Raw genomic sequence first — 16317 nt, 5'->3', positions numbered from 1 at the left:
CGTTCAGACGAGGGCTTTTTAATATGTCTGACGTCTGTTATTCTTAATAGTAGAAGAAACAAAGAAAAGAGGATGACCATGGGACTGAAGGAACGTTTGCAAAAACAGCTAGAGACATCCGATACACATAAAAACGAAAACCTACGCACACACTACTACGCAGCAACTGTGGAGATGTTGTTTGCTGGTTTAGAAAATATCTTAAAGCAAGATGGCGGAACGGTTCGTCGTGTTGACGCGGAACGTGGAGAACTCGCTTTTACCTTAAAAGAAGTCGATGGACTTGCGACAGTCATCATGGTGGCAGGCGGACATACTGCCGTCGATCTCTTCTTACACCGTGAAAGTCTTCTCGGACCTGATCTCGAGAAACAAATTGAGCGAATCTATGCATCACTTGATGCAGGGTATCGATTAAAGATGATTGGAACAAAAGAAATCACGTGAACGGAGGTACGGCATGCGCTGTCCAGCCTGTAATTTTAACGGAACAAAAGTACTGGATTCAAGACCAGTCCAGGATTTCGGTTCGATTCGAAGAAGACGTGAATGTGAGTCTTGTGGCTATCGTTTTACGACATTCGAAATGGTCGAGCAGACCCCTTTAATCATCGTAAAGAAAGACGGAACGCGTGACGAGTTCAATCGCGAGAAAATTCTACGCGGATTAGTGCGTGCCTGTGAAAAACGACCGATTTCGATTGAACAGCTAGAAACAGTCGTCAGTCGGGTCGAAAAGGCATTACGAGCGACAGCTCAGCATGAGATTCCAAGTGAGCAGGTCGGACGTCTCGTATTAAATGAACTAGCATCCGTTGACGAAGTGGCATATGTCCGCTTTGCGAGTGTTTATAAACAATTTAAGGACATCAATGTCTTTTTCCAAGAGCTCTCTGAACTGATGGAGCGACATCAGGAAAATGACCGTGAGAATTGAACGTGATATAAGAGAGGTCGTCTGTCCGGTCAGCGCACCTCTCTTTTTCTCCCTAAGGAAAGGACGAGTCAGATGGTAGAACGTGAACTTTCCGGTACCGACCTTTGCTTAGTGATGAGCAATGGTGTCGTCGACCGTGAAGCTTATCAATCTTTATATTATTTATACCAGCCGATTATCGGTGTTAAAGCGCTTGGGCTCTATCAAACGTTTTGGAGTGAGATGATCCCAGGGAAAACGAAATCCCAGTATATTTCCCATGCGGAACTCGGAACACTACTCGGGTTTTCCGTCGATGAGTTCAAGGAAGAGTTATTTAAGCTAGAAGGGATCGGGTTGATTCGAACGTTCGAAGCGCGCCAAGCCGCTTATCGTTACATTTATCAAATCCGGGTTCCGCTCGCGCCGAACACCTTCTTGAATGACGGGGTGTTATCGAGTCTGCTGTTCTATCGCGTCGGTGAAATCCGGTTCCGGTCGTTACAGCATCGTTTTCGGACGGAGCCGCTTCCGAAGAACATCGTTGATCGGACGGTTCGATTTGATCAAGTGTTCGACGTAAAAGCTGGTCTTGCTTCCGCTCATCAGCCGAAAGCTTATGCGAAACAGGAACGTGCGGTATATGAATTCGACTATTCGTTTGATCTAGAAGAGATGAAGCGACAGACCGATCGTTTCCTGCCACGAACATTTTACTCAAAGGCAATCGATCATCTGCTCGTGAAGCTTGCTTACGTCACGCAGTCGAATGAAGCATTGATGGCGGAACTGTTGAATGCCCGTTTCCGTCACGAAGCGTACTTGCCGATGACCGATGCTGAGAAGCAAGAACGCTGCAAACAGATGATGTTGTCAGCGAAACAAAAACTCAGCCGGGAGAAAAAAGCGAAGGTCGCCTCACTAGACACGATCGAGGTCGGAGACATCGAAGCGACGGAGACGATGGAAAGCACCCATCCGAAGCATTATGTAGCGAAGTTGCGAAAGGTCAAAGCGTTGTCTGAACGGGATGAAGAATTGATCCAACAATTGATCATCGATTATGAGATGTCGTCTGGGATCGTCAATGCTGCGTACTACTATGCGCTCGTCATCAAAAAAGATAATCGCTTCAGCAAGAACTTCCTCTTATCGATCGTTGATGATTGGAAACAGAAGGGATACGTGACGGCATCCGAGGCACTAGCGAAGACGCAGGAGCAGGATGAGTTGATTTCAAAAAAGCAGGAGCAAAAACAAGAACGTGCGCGTCAAACTGTTGGTGGTCGCCGGGGACGGACAAGCAACACGAATGGCGGTCCGAATCCGAAGTGGTTGCAAGAAGAGAAAGCAAAACAGCAGGAGTACGAAGCCTCTAAAAAAGCGAGTTTCGAAGCAGATGTTCCAGATGATGAAGAAATGGAACGGATCTTACGAGAACTGAAGGGGAACTAAAGGAGTCGAGACATGGAACATATTCAATCATCTATCGAAAAAATATTAAGTCGACCGGACGTCGCAGAATCGGTTCGAGCGATTCAACAACGAGTGTTGTCTCATCCAGGTGTCGTCATGTTCTTGCGGACACATCCGGAGATCGATCAACGGATGATCGAGCGGGGCATGCTCAAATTGAATGAATATGCGGAACAGATGGACGGAAATCGACTGATTGAAAGTAAGGCAGTCATCGAAGGGTACCAGCCGATCCTGCACGTCGAAAAAGGACAGATCGTCGTCTCGTATGAGAAGTCGCAAGCGTTAAAAGACCGAGAGGATGAACGTGCGCTTGAGAAGAAATTTAAGAGCCTGTTCCTGCCGGATGAAGTCCGCGATGCGAACTTCAGTGATTTTGACTTGTCGACGACGGACCGTAAGCTTGCCTTACGTGCGGCGTCTCAGTTCCTCAATCATCTCCGCTCGAAGGAGACGGTAAAGGGATTGTACCTTCATGGTAGCTTTGGTGTCGGGAAAACATACCTTTTGGCTGCGATCGGGAATGCTTTGAAAAAAGAACGGATTGCAACGATTCTCGTCCATGCCCCGGGGTTTGTCGCTGAAGCGAAACGGAGGATTCGGTCTGACTCGTTTGATACATTCCTCGAAGGATTTCAAACGATTCCAGTATTGTTGATTGACGATATCGGTGCTGAATCGATCAGTCCGTGGGTACGGGATGAATTGTTCGGGATCATTTTGCAGTATCGCATGATGCATCGTCTGCCGACATTATTCAGCTCGAACTTATCTTATGATGAACTCGAGCTCCATTTCGGAATCACAAATGATCAAGGCGATAAATTAAAGGCTGCACGACTGATGGAACGAATCCGGACGACGACGCAACCAATCGAGTTCCTTGGTGAAAATCGACGTCGCTACTAATTTTCCTTGTCAAGGAAGCAACGGATTCGTTATACTAATGACACGTCAATAGACGATGCAACGATTGAGGATATGAAGTATGAAATGAACCAAACTAGCGAGAGAAGAACGGTGGAAGCTTCTCATGGCATCATTCATGTCTTTACTCCCTCATAGCACGAACGGGGCTAATCCGTTTGCGCCTCACGCCCGTTAACGCGTGTTCGAGCCGAACCAGTGCATGGTCCGGGAACGAGGGTGGTACCACGAGATTAAGACTCGTCCCTTTTTAGGGATGAGTCTTTTTTATTTTGTAAAAGGGGGAAACAGTCATGTCAAACATCGCACTTACATTTCCAGACGGCGCCGTAAAGGAATTTGCAGCCGGCACGACAGCTGAAGAAGTGGCAGCTTCGATCAGCCCAGGTCTTCGTAAAAAAGCCTTTGCTGCTAAACTGAACGGGCACGCCATCGATTACCGTCGTCCAATCGAAGAGGACGGTACAATTGAATTGATCATGCCGGATTCAGAAGAAGGGCTCGACTTGATTCGTCACTCATCAGCTCATTTGATGGCACAAGCCATCAAACGTCTGTATCCGGATGAAACGATTCATCTTGGAATTGGACCGACAATCGAGAATGGTTTTTACTATGACATCGATATGGAACGTCGTCTGACAGAAGAGGACCTTCCAGAAATCGAGAAGATGATGAATAAAATCGCCGGTGAAAACTTGCCGATCGAACGAGAAGTCGTCTCGCGTGACGAGGCACTCGCCATCTATAAAGAACTCAATGATCCGTTGAAGATTGAATTGATCGAGTCGATTCCTGCTGATCAGGATTTGACGATTTACCGTCAAGGCGAATTCTTCGATCTCTGCCGTGGACCACACGTTCCAGCGACAGCGAAGCTACAAGTCTTCAAATTGATGAGCATTGCTGGTGCTTACTGGCGTGGTGATTCGAAAAACAAGATGTTACAACGCATTTACGGTACAGCATGGGCAACAAAAGATCAGTTGAAACAACACCTCCACTTCCTCGCTGAAGCAAAAGAACGGGATCACCGGAAACTCGGGAAGGAACTTGGTTTATTCTTCACTTCTCAAGAAGTCGGTCAAGGACTTCCGATGTGGTTACCAAAAGGAGCAGCGATCCGTCGGACAGTCGAGCGTTATATCGTCGATAAAGAACTCGAACTTGGGTATGAGCACGTCTATACACCGGTCCTCGGTTCAGTCGATCTATACAAGACATCGGGGCACTGGGATCACTATCAAGATGACATGTTCCCGAAAATGGAGATGGACAATGAAGAACTTGTTCTTCGCCCGATGAACTGTCCACACCATATGATGGTCTATAAGAACGAACCACGTTCGTACCGTGATTTACCACTTCGTGTCGCGGAGCTTGGTGGCATGCACCGTTACGAAATGTCTGGTGCCTTGACTGGTCTTCAACGTGTTCGTTACATGGTTCTTAACGATGGACATACGTTCGTCCGTCCTGACCAAATGAAAGATGAGTTTAAAGCCATCGTTCATCTCATTCAAGAAGTCTATGCTGATTTCGGGATCACAGATTACAAGTTCCGTCTTTCATACCGTGACCCAGCGGACAAAGAGAAGTACTTCGACAACGATGCGATCTGGGAAATGGCGCAACGTGAGTTGAAAGAAACAATGGATGAGCTCGAACTCGAATACTTCGAAGCAGAAGGCGAAGCCGCATTCTACGGACCAAAGCTTGACGTTCAAGTTCGGACAGCGCTTGGTAAAGATGAGACGCTCTCAACAGTCCAACTCGACTTCCTCTTACCAGAGCGATTCGAATTGACATACAAAGGGAACGACGGACAAGATCACCGTCCAGTCGTCTTACACCGAGGTGTCGTATCAACGATGGAACGATTCGTTGCTTACTTGATCGAAGAATACAAAGGCGCATTCCCAACATGGCTCGCACCCGTTCAGGTGAAATTGATTCCGGTTTCTGGTGTTCATGAAGACTATGCCCGTGAAATCAAAGCGATCCTGTTGAAAAAGGGAATCCGCGTCGAAACAGATTTCCGTGACGAGAAACTCGGTTATCGTATTCGTGAAGCACAAGTCAATAAAGTACCGGTCATGCTCGTTTTAGGTGACAAAGAAGTTGAATCACGCGAAGTCAACATTCGTCGTTACGGTTCAAAAGACTCGAGTAATGCATCACTCGAACAATTCATTGCAGATTTAGAGCAAGAAATCGCAAATCGTTCAAAATAATTCATGTATACAAAAACAATCCGCCCTGCTGATGTAGGGCGGATTGTTTTTGTGATGGGATGCTTGAAAGAAACCAATTTCATACCGATGAAACAGGTAGAACATCCAACTGAATCTATCTAAAATGACCAAATGTCATTTTTCCTTTAATTGGATAAATGCTATAATAAACCTTCAGTGGATGAAATGTTTTGAAGAATGGGAAGGAAGTTACAGATTGAAGAAAACAACTCTCGCTGTATTCATCGCTTCTTCACTTTTAATCGGTATTCATCCGAGCGAAGCGAAGGCGACAACGATTAAAAAAACATACCGGATTACACCAAAAACAGAAGCGATTGACCCAGCAATCCGTAAATATACGACCTATAATGCAAAGACACGCAATCATTATACGATGCGTTCTTATTTGGAACGACTTGAAAAAGAAGGGGGAGGCACCCTCGTTCTAACAAAGGGAACGTATCTGTCCCCGTTACGTGTTGGTATCCCGTCCAATACGACGGTGATCCTAGAGGATGGTGTCATCATCAAAAAGACGACAGAGACAGGGACGACAAAGATTAGTTCGACGACGAGTGTCTTTGATTTCGTTGCGCCATCTGTTTTACGTCTGAATAAAAAAGTTGGCAAATATAACGGTTCCCAGAATGTTAAACTCGTCGGTAAGGGGAATGCACAGATCGACTTGAATCAATATGCGCGTGGTTCGGCTTTCGCTATTGCCCATAATCAAAATTTGTACATCGGCGGTATTACGGTACGGAATCAAAAGGGTTCACATGCGATGGAACTTGATGCAACGAAGAAGGCAGTCATCGAAAACATGAAATTCGTCGATGCCGTCATGATACCGAATACAGGTCCGAATGAATCGATTAATCTCGATACCCCAGATCCAATCACGAAGGGTTTCAACTGGAAGTGGTCGAATCAAGATGGTACTCCAAATGAAGATATCACGATTCGTAATAACTTATTCCGTAACATCAATGTGGCAATCGGCACACATCAATACACGGAAAACAAATTACACACGAATGTCCGGATTGAAAAAAACACGATTGACGGAACGAAGGATTATGCGATTTCGATGATGAACTGGAAGAATCCAACGGTCCGTTACAATACGATCCGAAACGTGCATCGAGCAGATGGAAAAGCGATGACGATTCTCGGTAGAGGAGTTGTCGGAGGGACGATTCGCTACAATCGATTGGAAGACGCGGATCGCGCGATTCAAATGCAACCGTTCCAAAGTAACGGATATGCTCCAATCTATAATACGTTTACAGCAGATCAAAAACGGTACATGCAACAAAATACGGTCAAGCAGGTTGGACTCGATCAAATCGTCTTATTCAAAAAACTGAACGAGTTCACGTATAAAACGGCAGAGCGTTACGATTTTATTCCATACTAAGACACAAACAAGCACCCAAGACTAGTGTCGAGGGTGCTCGTTTTGCGTTATGAACGCATTTGTTGCAGGAACGGTTCGATATTGACTTGTAAAGCTTCTGATAGCTTCTGACCGAGTGATGCATCAGCACGATAGAAGTTACAGATTGCGAGCAGGACCGTATTTTCATGACGGACTTGCTGAAGGTCGTTGACGAGGTTCTTCAAGAGAGCTGCTTGCTCTTCTTCTGTCAGGCGACGGTATACTTCTCCGGCTTGACCAAAGTTATTCGTCTTCTCGATTTCGAGACGACCGTGTTTATCATCAAGCAACGGTTGATTTTCTTCCGTATACTCGGGTGTTTCTTTTGGTTCTTCTTGATAACGGTTCGGTTCGTAGTTGACCGGACTCGTTTGCTGACCGACCGGCATTGCACCGTCACGTTGGTAGTTGTTCACTTGTGCAAACGGACAGTTGATTGGAAGTTGTTGATAATTCGTGCCAATACGATAGCGTTGTGTATCTGAGTAAGAGAACAAGCGACCTTGTAGTAACTTATCTTCAGATGGCAACATCCCTGGAATCAAGACACCTGGGTTAAAACCAACCGATTCTGTTTCAGCAAAGTAGTTGTCGACATTTTTGTTCAATGTCATTGTACCAACGTGTTGGAACGGAATGACATCCTCAAACCAATCTTTTGTCGCATCGAGCGGATCGAAATCGAACTGATCGACGTCAGCCGGATCAAGTACCTGTACGAACAGATCCCATTCCGGGTAATCGCCATCTTCAATCGCTTGGAACGTATCGTTTGAAGCATGGTTGAAATCTTTTCCTTGAATCTCTGTTGCTTCTTCAGCTGAGAGATTATGAACACCAGCTTTTGGTACCCAGCGTAGTTTCACATAAACCGTATTACCGTGTGCATTCACCCATTTGAACGAGTGAACGGAAGAACCACGCATTTTACGGTAGCTTGCAGGAATACCCTCATCCGTGAAAAGATGCATGAGCATGTTCGTCGATTCCGGACGAAGTGTCATGAAGTCCCAGTAACGGTCAGGATCTTGAATATTCGTGCGTGGATCTGGTTTGAGAGAATGGACCATATCCGGGAATTTCATGGCGTCACGAATGAAGAAGACAGGAAGGTTGTTCCCGACGAAATCCCAGTTTCCTTCTTCTGTATAGAACTTGACAGAGAATCCACGTGGATCGCGGAGCGTCTCTGGAGAATGCGTGCCGTGAATAACAGTCGAGAAGCGGGCGAAAACAGGAACTTCTGTCCCTTCTTCTTGTAAAAACGCAGCTTTCGTGTACTTTTTCATCGAATTTTTGACAGTGAAGACACCGTGAGCACCAAAGCCACGAGCATGTACGACGCGCTCAGGTACACGTTCCCGATCGAAATGGGCCATCTTTTCAATTAATTGATAGTCTTCTAATAAAGTTGGTCCGCGACGTCCAGCCGTACGTGAATTCTGGTTGTCTCCGATTGGTACACCTTGATTGGTCGTTAATCGTTTTTCAGTCATCTGTTATTCTCCCCTTTATGTAAGATTAAATTAATTATAAAACAATAATCATTCTAAATAAACAGTTTTGCTTGCGAATGTTCTGAATCTTTTTTCATGTTATGAATGTACCCGTGAAAAACAGGTTAGAAACTTCTTGCTTATCCGTAAAAGGATTGCTATTATAATCAAGTATGTGAGCAACGTTCTGTAAGAACATAGAAAGCGGCTTGACATCACGGGAAAACAAGTGCTATGATAGCAAAGTGAAATGACAACAAAGCAGAAGCATCCCGCTTCTCACCATGTATGATAACTCGTACTGGTTCATCATGAAGATACGCAATGTATAGCAAATGCTGTGCCTTGGCGTTCCTTATGAGTGTGGGCGGGAAAAACTGCCGACGCTTTTTTTATAGCGTTTTCTATCATTCATTTTTCGTGCATTGCACGATGGAGGTGCTAACCATTAGCAAAGATCTGTTAATCAATGAAAGCATCCGTGCCCGGGAAGTTCGTCTTATCGGAGCGGATGGTGCTCAACTAGGTGTCCAATCACGCAACGAAGCGCTACGTCTCGCAGAGGAAGCGGAACTTGACCTCGTCATGGTCGCTCCACAAGCGACACCGCCAGTTTGTAAGATCATGGACTACGGTAAATACCGTTTCGAGATGCAAAAGAAGGACAAAGAAACTCGGAAGAATCAGAAAGTGATTCAGATGAAAGAAGTTCGTCTTAGCCCGACGATCGAGGAGAACGACTTCCAAACGAAATTCCGTAATGCGAAGAAATTCTTGGAGAATGGTAACAAAGTGAAAGCGAGTATTCGTTTCCGCGGTCGTGCCATCACTCACTCGGAAATCGGTAGACGCGTTCTCGAACGCCTCGCAACGGATTTAAGTGAGTTCGGTGTTGTGGAACAGAGACCGAAGATGGAAGGACGCAGCATGTTCCTCGTGCTTGCTCCTAAGAAAGAAGACTAATCGAATCGAAGTAGGAGGGAATCTCTCATGCCTAAAATGAAATCGCACCGCGGTGCTTCTAAACGTTTCAAACGTACTGCTTCTGGCAAATTGAAACGTGGTCGTGCTTACACAAGCCACTTGTTCGGTAACAAATCAACAAAAGCGAAACGTAAATTACGTAAAGCTAGCATGGTATCTACGGGTGACTTCAAACGCATCCGTCACATGATCGCGAAGTAATTTATCCAATCGTATACAGATTTAGGAGGGAATTTATATGCCACGCGTAAAAGGCGGATATACGACTCGTCAACGTCGTAAAAAACAACTCAAATTAGCTAAGGGCTACTACGGCTCGAAACATACACTCTTCAAGGTTGCGAAACAGCAAGTCATGAAATCTCTCATGTACGCTTACCGTGACCGTCGTCAAAAGAAACGTGACTTCCGTCGCCTCTGGATCACTCGGATCAATGCAGCAGCACGTATCAACGGTCTTTCTTACAGCCGCATGATGCATGGTCTTAAATTAGCAGGTATCGACGTTAACCGTAAGATGCTCGCTGACCTCGCAGTTACAGATGCAACTGCATTTGCTTCACTTGCTGACACAGCAAAAGCAAAATTGAACGCTTAAGTTCTACAATTCGTCGGGGAATTTAATTCTCCGACGTTTTTTTCGATTTAATGATAAAATAAGAAGGCACGTCGATGAGACGGTCATATGATTTTTTTAGATAGAAGGAGAATTAAAGATGGATTGGTTGACACTTTTTGAGATGCAAGAACAGTTGGATAAACGGATTCAGTCAGAACATCAATTAACAGGCAATCAATTCGACGAGCGTCTGCTTGCCTTATTGGTCGAACTCGGTGAACTTGCGAACGAGACACGTTGCTTTAAGTTCTGGTCGAACAAAGGACCATCCGCTCAAGTCACAATTCTTGAGGAATATGTCGATGGCGTCCATTTTCTACTCTCACTAGGTCTAGCGCTTGAGTACAAGAAGAGTCATTTTACAGAAGGTGACTTCTATTTGACAGCAACAGATGCTTTTTTAGACGTCTATAACAAAACGAACGTTTTTGCGATCTCGCGGACGGAACAAAGTTATGACGTTCTGATTGGTGCATACCTTGCATTAGGTGCTACACTAGGCTTTACACAGGATATGATTTTCAAGGCTTACATTTCTAAAAATGAAGCAAACCATGTGCGACAAGACAACGGTTACTAAGGAGGAAATCAGATGAATGAACAATTACATATGCTAAAACGTCTCACGGACGCAACAGGTGTACCGGGAAACGAAAAAGAAGTCCGAACCCTCATGCGTGAATATTTAGAACCTCATGCAGAAGCACTCCACCAAGATGGTCTCGGTAGTCTATTTGCTGAACATAAGGGCGCAGGCGAAGATGCACCACGTGTACTGATTGCTGGTCACATGGATGAAGTCGGATTCATGGTCACGAAGATCGATGAAAAAGGATTCCTTCGTTTCCAACCACTCGGCGGTTGGTGGGGACAAGTCCTCTTGGCACAGCGTATGAATATTGTGACGTCATCTGGTGAAGTCATTCCAGGCGTAATCGGGGCAAAACCACCTCATGTTTTACCACCGGAAGCGCGCAATAAGCCGGTCGACATTAAAGATATGTTCATCGATATCGGTGCTTCATCAAAAGAAGAAGTCGACGGTTGGGGAATTCGTCCGGGTGATACGGTCGTTCCACATTGCGAATTTACTGTGATGAAAAATGAGAACTTCTTGATGGCAAAAGCGTGGGACAACCGGATTGGTTGTGCTATCGCAATCGAAGCAATCAAACGCTTAAAAGCAGACGGACATCCGAACACGATTTTCGCAGGAGCGACTGTTCAGGAAGAAGTCGGGTTACGTGGGGCTCAAACCGTCGCACACCTGCTTAAACCATCAATCGCCTTTGCTGTCGATACAGGTATCCCGGGTGATACACCAGGAATGACCGATCGTGAGGCATTGTCGAAATTAGGTGAAGGCGTTCAAGTCATCATGTTCGATGCAACGATGATCGCGCATCGCGGATTGATCGATTTCGTGACGAAAGTCGCAACAGAAGAAAATATCAAGTATCAACTGGACTTAACACCAGGTGGCGGAACGGATGCAGCGAAATTCCATTTGTCTAATACAGGTGTTCCATCACTTGCATTGACTGTACCGATTCGTTACCTGCACACGAACGTCTCGATCATGCATAAAGCCGATTTCGAAGCAGCCGTCGATTTAGTCGTTGCTGTGACAAAACGTCTTGATGCAGAGACTGTCCAAGCGATCTACGAGGGGTAATAACATAATGAAGCACATCGCATCAGCAAAGAACGAAATCGTCAAACAATGGAAAAAACTTTTAACGAAAAAAGGACGTCTGCAGACAAACCGTTTCTTGATCGAAGGAGAACATCTGATTGAAGAGGCTGTTCGCGCCGGAATCGTCAAGGAATTGATTGTACGTGAATCGTATCAAGTACCCGGTTCTTGGAAACGAAATGCCGATGTCTTTACGATCGATGAAGCCGTCATCAAAGTACTGGCTGAGACGGAAACGTCGCAAGGCATCTTCGCTGTCTGTGAGATGAAACAAGCCTCGGCACAATTAGAGCGAGGACGCTATCTGCTACTCGATCGTTTGCAAGATCCAGGGAATGTCGGGACGATGATTCGGACAGCTGACGCAGCTGGATTCGATGGTGTCGTCGTCGGACCGGGAACAGTTGACGTCTATAACGGAAAAGTCATTCGTGCGACACAAGGATCGCTTTTCCACTTACCTGTTATCGCAATGCCACTCGAAGACGCAGTCAACGCCCTGCACGAGCAAGGAATCGCTGTGATCGGAACGGCGTTAGAAGGAGCGACGTCTTATCAAACGATCGCACCGATGGATGCACTCGGTTTGATCATCGGGAACGAAGCACAAGGCGTTGCGCCAGAGTTGCTCTCTTATTGTGATGAGCGTGCCTACATCCCGATCCGCGGTAAAGCGGAGTCATTGAATGCGGCAGTAGCGGCTGGCATTTTGCTCTATCATTTTGCAAGCGTGGATTGAAACCGACAGGCGTTCATGCTAAAGTGAACATCAGGAATACATCACGGACGTTGATGGAACAGAGTACGTTAGGGAACGATTCAATCAGGGAGAAGCGGTCATAGACTGGAAACTGCTTCGTGAATCTGCTAACCGAATTCACTCCGGAGTCGCACGAGAGATCGTGACGGGATGCGCCCGTTATCGCGCAATTGGAGGACTTTTCGATTGAAAAGTCAAACAAGGGTGGTACCACGGTGTTTACATCGTCCCTTCGGCATTTGCCGGAGGGACGTTTTTTTATATCTTCAACTAAAGGAGTGGGAAAGATGCGCGAGCAATTAGAAGCGTTACGCGATGAAGCGTTGACATTAGTCGATCAGGCAACAACACAAAAAGATCTCAATGACGTTCGAGTCAAGTATCTCGGGAAAAAGGGACCAATCACGGAAGTATTACGAGGAATGGGAAAATTATCAGCGGAAGAACGACCAGTCGTCGGTGAGATCGCGAATACGGTTCGTCAAGCGATCCAGGAGCAACTCGAACAACGTCTGACAGCCGTCAAACAGCAGGAAATGGATGCGAAACTGGCAGCGGAAGCAATTGACGTCACATTACCAGGACGTCCGAAAAAGGTCGGTCATGCGCACCTCTTGCAACAGGTGTCAGATGAGATCGAAGACATCTTCGTCGGACTCGGTTATACGATTGCGGAAGGTCCAGAAGTCGAGCAAGATCTTTTCAACTTCGAGATGTTGAATTTACCGAAGGATCATCCGGCACGTGATATGCAAGATTCATTCTACATCACGGAAGAAATTTTGATGCGAACGCATACGTCACCAGTCCAAGCGCGGACGATGCTCGCTTCTAAAGGGGAACCGATTCGCATTCTCTGCCCAGGTAAAGTCTATCGCCGGGATGAAGATGATGCGACGCATTCGCACCAATTCATGCAAGTCGAAGGACTCGTCGTCGGAGAATCGATTTCGATGGCAGACTTAAAAGGAACACTTGAAGCCTTCGCGAAGCAGATGTTCGGTGAAGCACGTGAAGTCCGCTTACGCCCAAGTTTCTTCCCGTTCACAGAGCCGTCTGTCGAAGTCGACGTCTCGTGCTTCAAATGTGGCGGTAAAGGATGCAACATCTGTAAACAGACGGGTTGGATTGAAATTCTAGGTGCTGGAATGGTACATCCTCACGTTCTCGAAATGGCTGAGTATGATAGCACGAAAATGTCAGGTTTCGCATTCGGGATGGGTATCGAACGGATTGCCATGTTGAAATACGGTGTCGATGATATTCGTCACTTCTATACGAATGACGTTCGCTTCAGCGAACAGTTTTAAGGGGGAACGCAGATGTTAGTCTCAAAACAATGGTTGAACGAATATGTGGATGTCAGTCATACATCAGGACAAGACCTGGCTGATTTGATTACGAAGAGTGGAATCGAAGTCGAAGGCGTCGATGTCCGGGATGAAGCGTTAAACAACATCGTCGTCGGACGTGTATTAACGAAAGAAAAACATCCAGAAGCAGATAAATTAAACGTTACGACAGTTGACATCGGACAAGACGAACCAGTTCAAATCGTGTGTGGTGCACCGAACGTCGAAGCAGGACAAGATGTCATCGTCGCGCGTGTCGGAGCTCGCTTGCCAGGGATTAAAATTAAACGTGCCAAATTGCGCGGTGTCGTCTCGGAAGGGATGATCTGTTCACTCGAAGAACTCGGATTCGAAAAAAAATATATCCGAGAAGATGAGCAGGACGGAATCCATACGTTCCGTGAACCAGTCACACCAGGACAAGACGTCTTGGAATTACTCGGTCTACGTGATGAAATCCTCGAACTTGGATTAACGCCGAACCGTTCGGACTGCCTCAGCATGTATGGTGTCGCACACGAAGTGGCCGCGCTTTATGACACGACACCGACTTTCCCGGTCGTTGAAGTCAACGAAGCAGAAACTGCGACGGCAGTCGACGTGACGCTTGATTCAGAGGACTGCCCGTTCTACGCGGCACGAGAAATTCAAGGGGTGACGATTCAAGAATCACCGACTTGGTTAAAAAACCGCTTGATCGCGAACGGCATTCGTCCGATCAACAACGTCGTCGACGTCACGAACTTCGTTTTACTTGAAACAGGTCAGCCGCTTCATTCATTCGATGCCGAAAAACTCGGGAAACAAATCGTCGTGCGTCAAGCACGTGCAGGGGAGTCATTCACGACGTTAGACGAAGTCGAGCGGACACTTGATTCTTCGATGCTCGTCATCACAGACGGTGAACGCCCGGTCGCGCTTGCTGGAGTCATGGGTGGAGCAAATACCGAAGTGGACGGTAATACGACATCGATCATTTTAGAGTCTGCTTATTTCGCACCGATTTCTGTCCGGAAGACGAGCCGTGTTCTTGGACTCCGTTCTGACTCGAGTGCGCGTTTTGAAAAAGGTGTCGATCCACGTCGTGTCTTGTTAGCACTCGATCGTGCTGCAGCTTTGATTGCTGAACTCTCGGGTGGAACGGTTCAAGCCGGTGTCGCTCAAGCCGGAACGCTCGAGCTTGACGATCATTTGATTGAAGCGAGTGTCTCGTACATCAATCATCGTCTTGGTATGGAAATTGAAGGAACGGTCATGCAAACGTTACTCGAACGTCTTGGTCTCGGTGTTGAATTATCGGGGGATGCCTTGACGGTCAGCGTACCGACTCGCCGCCAAGATTTGAAAATTCCGGCTGATTTAGCGGAAGAGGTCGCACGTCTCTATGGATATGATGCACTGACTTCAAGCTTACCGTCTGAAGCGAGCCGTGGTTTCTTACCAAAACGGAACATCCATCGTCGTCATTTACGCCGGACATTGCAGGGAGCGGGTCTCTCACAAGCAATCACGTATTCATTGACGAGCGAGCAACGCGCGATGCAATTCAATGAACGGGAAGATCTGCATCCAGTCAAACTGGCGATGCCAATCAGTGAAGCACGTTCGACATTGCGGACATCACTTATTCCGGGACTCCTTGAAGTCGCACAACATAACGTCGCTCGACAGCATGCAGATGTCGCGTTCTATGAACTCGGTAGTGTTTATCTACAACGAGATGCTTCACTTGAGACACTTCCAATCGAACAAGAAATGATTGGTGGCGTCGCAGTTGGTGTATCAGAACAACACCGTGCTCATGGTACACTTGTTAAAACAGATTTCTTCGTCATGAAAGGAATCGTCGAGACACTCGCATCTGCGTCTGGTATCACGTTGACGTTTGAGGCAGCGAGCATTCCATCGATGCACCCAGGGCGGACGGCACGTATTCTGCTTGATGGAGAAGCAATCGGATTCGTCGGTCAAGTGCATCCTGGTCTGTCAAAAGAACAGTATGGTCTAAAAGAAGTGTACGTCTTCGAGTTAGAGGCAATGGCATTGCGTTCGAAGGAAGAACAGGTCTACTCGGAAATCTCACGTTTCCCATCGATGACACGTGACTTAGCAATCGTCGTTGAGCGATCAGTGACGGCACAATCAATCGTCGATGTCATGACGGAGGCGGCCGGTCCACTTCTACAGGCAATCGAATTATTCGATGTCTATACGGGAGAGAACGTTGGAGAACATGAAAAATCGTTCGCCTTCTCTCTTCGTTACCAAAACAAAGAACGGACGCTCGTCGACGAAGAGATTACGACAGCGCAACAGCGAGTCGTTGATGCAGTGAAAGAAACTTTCAATGCGGAACTTCGTGCATAATCAGAATGAAAAAAACAGCCGCTTTCCTCTTAGAGGAAGGTGGCTG

15 protein-coding genes are annotated in these 16317 nt (G+C 46.6%); 14 read left to right on the top strand and 1 reads right to left on the bottom strand.

Annotated elements, in window-relative coordinates; genetic code table 11:
* The first annotated feature begins 78 nt into the window (after positions 1 to 78).
* The 6 genes from ACN9MT_RS11570 to ACN9MT_RS11545 all read left to right on the top strand — a co-directional run bounded on the left by ACN9MT_RS11570 (position 79) and on the right by ACN9MT_RS11545 (position 6976).
* Complete coding sequence (locus ACN9MT_RS11570; RefSeq protein WP_426272216.1) at positions 79 to 447, top strand: hypothetical protein; 369 nt, start codon at positions 79 to 81, stop codon at positions 445 to 447.
* Positions 448 to 460: 13 nt separating this feature from the next.
* On the top strand, positions 461 to 937 hold the full coding sequence (gene nrdR / locus ACN9MT_RS11565) for a transcriptional regulator NrdR (protein WP_035406313.1): 477 nt from the start codon (positions 461 to 463) through the stop codon (positions 935 to 937).
* A gap of 72 nt (positions 938 to 1009) precedes the next feature.
* Positions 1010 to 2371 (top strand): replication initiation and membrane attachment family protein, encoded by a 1362-nt coding sequence (locus ACN9MT_RS11560; protein WP_035406315.1) that lies wholly within the window; start codon positions 1010 to 1012, stop codon positions 2369 to 2371.
* Positions 2372 to 2383: 12 nt separating this feature from the next.
* A complete protein-coding gene (gene dnaI, locus ACN9MT_RS11555; RefSeq protein ID WP_035406319.1) occupies positions 2384 to 3301 on the top strand; it encodes a primosomal protein DnaI in 918 nt (305 codons plus the stop codon).
* Between the two features lie 311 nt (positions 3302 to 3612).
* Positions 3613 to 5553, top strand: coding sequence for a threonine--tRNA ligase (thrS, locus tag ACN9MT_RS11550; RefSeq protein WP_035406322.1), 1941 nt, complete (start codon positions 3613 to 3615; stop codon positions 5551 to 5553).
* Between the two features lie 217 nt (positions 5554 to 5770).
* Positions 5771 to 6976: a right-handed parallel beta-helix repeat-containing protein gene (locus ACN9MT_RS11545; RefSeq protein ID WP_290751950.1), complete on the top strand. Its 1206-nt coding sequence runs from the start codon at positions 5771 to 5773 to the stop codon at positions 6974 to 6976.
* Between the two features lie 47 nt (positions 6977 to 7023).
* Here ACN9MT_RS11545 and ACN9MT_RS11540 read toward each other — a convergent pair whose 3' ends face one another.
* Positions 7024 to 8493, bottom strand: coding sequence for a catalase (locus ACN9MT_RS11540; protein WP_035406325.1), 1470 nt, complete (start codon positions 8491 to 8493; stop codon positions 7024 to 7026).
* Positions 8494 to 8925: 432 nt separating this feature from the next.
* Here ACN9MT_RS11540 and infC point away from each other — a divergent pair, with 432 nt between their 5' ends.
* The 8 genes from infC (at position 8926) to pheT (ending at position 16271) form a co-directional block, all read left to right on the top strand.
* Positions 8926 to 9456, top strand: a complete 531-nt coding sequence (gene infC / locus ACN9MT_RS11535) for a translation initiation factor IF-3 (RefSeq protein ID WP_035406328.1) — start codon at positions 8926 to 8928, stop codon at positions 9454 to 9456.
* A gap of 27 nt (positions 9457 to 9483) precedes the next feature.
* On the top strand, positions 9484 to 9678 hold the full coding sequence (gene rpmI, locus ACN9MT_RS11530; protein ID WP_023469015.1) for a 50S ribosomal protein L35: 195 nt from the start codon (positions 9484 to 9486) through the stop codon (positions 9676 to 9678).
* Between the two features lie 37 nt (positions 9679 to 9715).
* A complete protein-coding gene (gene rplT / locus ACN9MT_RS11525) occupies positions 9716 to 10075 on the top strand; it encodes a 50S ribosomal protein L20 (protein ID WP_012371057.1) in 360 nt (119 codons plus the stop codon).
* A 118-nt stretch (positions 10076 to 10193) separates the two neighbouring features.
* Positions 10194 to 10676, top strand: a complete 483-nt coding sequence (locus ACN9MT_RS11520) for a dUTP diphosphatase (protein ID WP_035406331.1) — start codon at positions 10194 to 10196, stop codon at positions 10674 to 10676.
* A 12-nt stretch (positions 10677 to 10688) separates the two neighbouring features.
* On the top strand, positions 10689 to 11771 hold the full coding sequence (locus ACN9MT_RS11515) for a M42 family metallopeptidase (RefSeq protein WP_426272215.1): 1083 nt from the start codon (positions 10689 to 10691) through the stop codon (positions 11769 to 11771).
* Positions 11746 to 12531: a TrmH family RNA methyltransferase gene (locus ACN9MT_RS11510; RefSeq protein WP_426273514.1), complete on the top strand. Its 786-nt coding sequence runs from the start codon at positions 11746 to 11748 to the stop codon at positions 12529 to 12531. Before ACN9MT_RS11515 ends, ACN9MT_RS11510 begins: the two co-directional genes overlap by 26 nt.
* 308 nt (positions 12532 to 12839) lie before the next feature.
* Complete coding sequence (pheS, locus tag ACN9MT_RS11505) at positions 12840 to 13862, top strand: phenylalanine--tRNA ligase subunit alpha (RefSeq protein ID WP_056062640.1); 1023 nt, start codon at positions 12840 to 12842, stop codon at positions 13860 to 13862.
* Positions 13863 to 13874: 12 nt separating this feature from the next.
* The gene (gene pheT, locus ACN9MT_RS11500; protein WP_426272214.1) at positions 13875 to 16271 is read left to right on the top strand and encodes a phenylalanine--tRNA ligase subunit beta; all 2397 of its coding nucleotides are present in this window, start codon (positions 13875 to 13877) and stop codon (positions 16269 to 16271) included.
* Positions 16272 to 16317 lie beyond the last annotated feature (46 nt).

The organism is Exiguobacterium sp. R-17 (genome assembly GCF_049913315.1).
In the GTDB taxonomy this organism is placed as follows: domain Bacteria; phylum Bacillota; class Bacilli; order Exiguobacteriales; family Exiguobacteriaceae; genus Exiguobacterium_A.
The sequence above is the reverse complement of the archived record's forward strand: the minus strand, read 5'-3'. Positions and strand labels throughout refer to the sequence as shown.

Coding starts and splice junctions, on each gene's coding strand:
- ACN9MT_RS11570 (WP_426272216.1), top strand. CDS start 79: ATGGGACTGAAGGAACGTTTGCAAAAACAGCTAGAGACATCCGATACA.
- nrdR (WP_035406313.1), top strand. CDS start 461: ATGCGCTGTCCAGCCTGTAATTTTAACGGAACAAAAGTACTGGATTCA.
- ACN9MT_RS11560 (WP_035406315.1), top strand. CDS start 1,010: ATGGTAGAACGTGAACTTTCCGGTACCGACCTTTGCTTAGTGATGAGC.
- dnaI (WP_035406319.1), top strand. CDS start 2,384: ATGGAACATATTCAATCATCTATCGAAAAAATATTAAGTCGACCGGAC.
- thrS (WP_035406322.1), top strand. CDS start 3,613: ATGTCAAACATCGCACTTACATTTCCAGACGGCGCCGTAAAGGAATTT.
- ACN9MT_RS11540 (WP_035406325.1), bottom strand. CDS start 8,493: ATGACTGAAAAACGATTAACGACCAATCAAGGTGTACCAATCGGAGAC.
- infC (WP_035406328.1), top strand. CDS start 8,926: ATGGAGGTGCTAACCATTAGCAAAGATCTGTTAATCAATGAAAGCATC.
- rpmI (WP_023469015.1), top strand. CDS start 9,484: ATGCCTAAAATGAAATCGCACCGCGGTGCTTCTAAACGTTTCAAACGT.
- rplT (WP_012371057.1), top strand. CDS start 9,716: ATGCCACGCGTAAAAGGCGGATATACGACTCGTCAACGTCGTAAAAAA.
- ACN9MT_RS11520 (WP_035406331.1), top strand. CDS start 10,194: ATGGATTGGTTGACACTTTTTGAGATGCAAGAACAGTTGGATAAACGG.
- ACN9MT_RS11515 (WP_426272215.1), top strand. CDS start 10,689: ATGAATGAACAATTACATATGCTAAAACGTCTCACGGACGCAACAGGT.
- pheS (WP_056062640.1), top strand. CDS start 12,840: ATGCGCGAGCAATTAGAAGCGTTACGCGATGAAGCGTTGACATTAGTC.
- pheT (WP_426272214.1), top strand. CDS start 13,875: ATGTTAGTCTCAAAACAATGGTTGAACGAATATGTGGATGTCAGTCAT.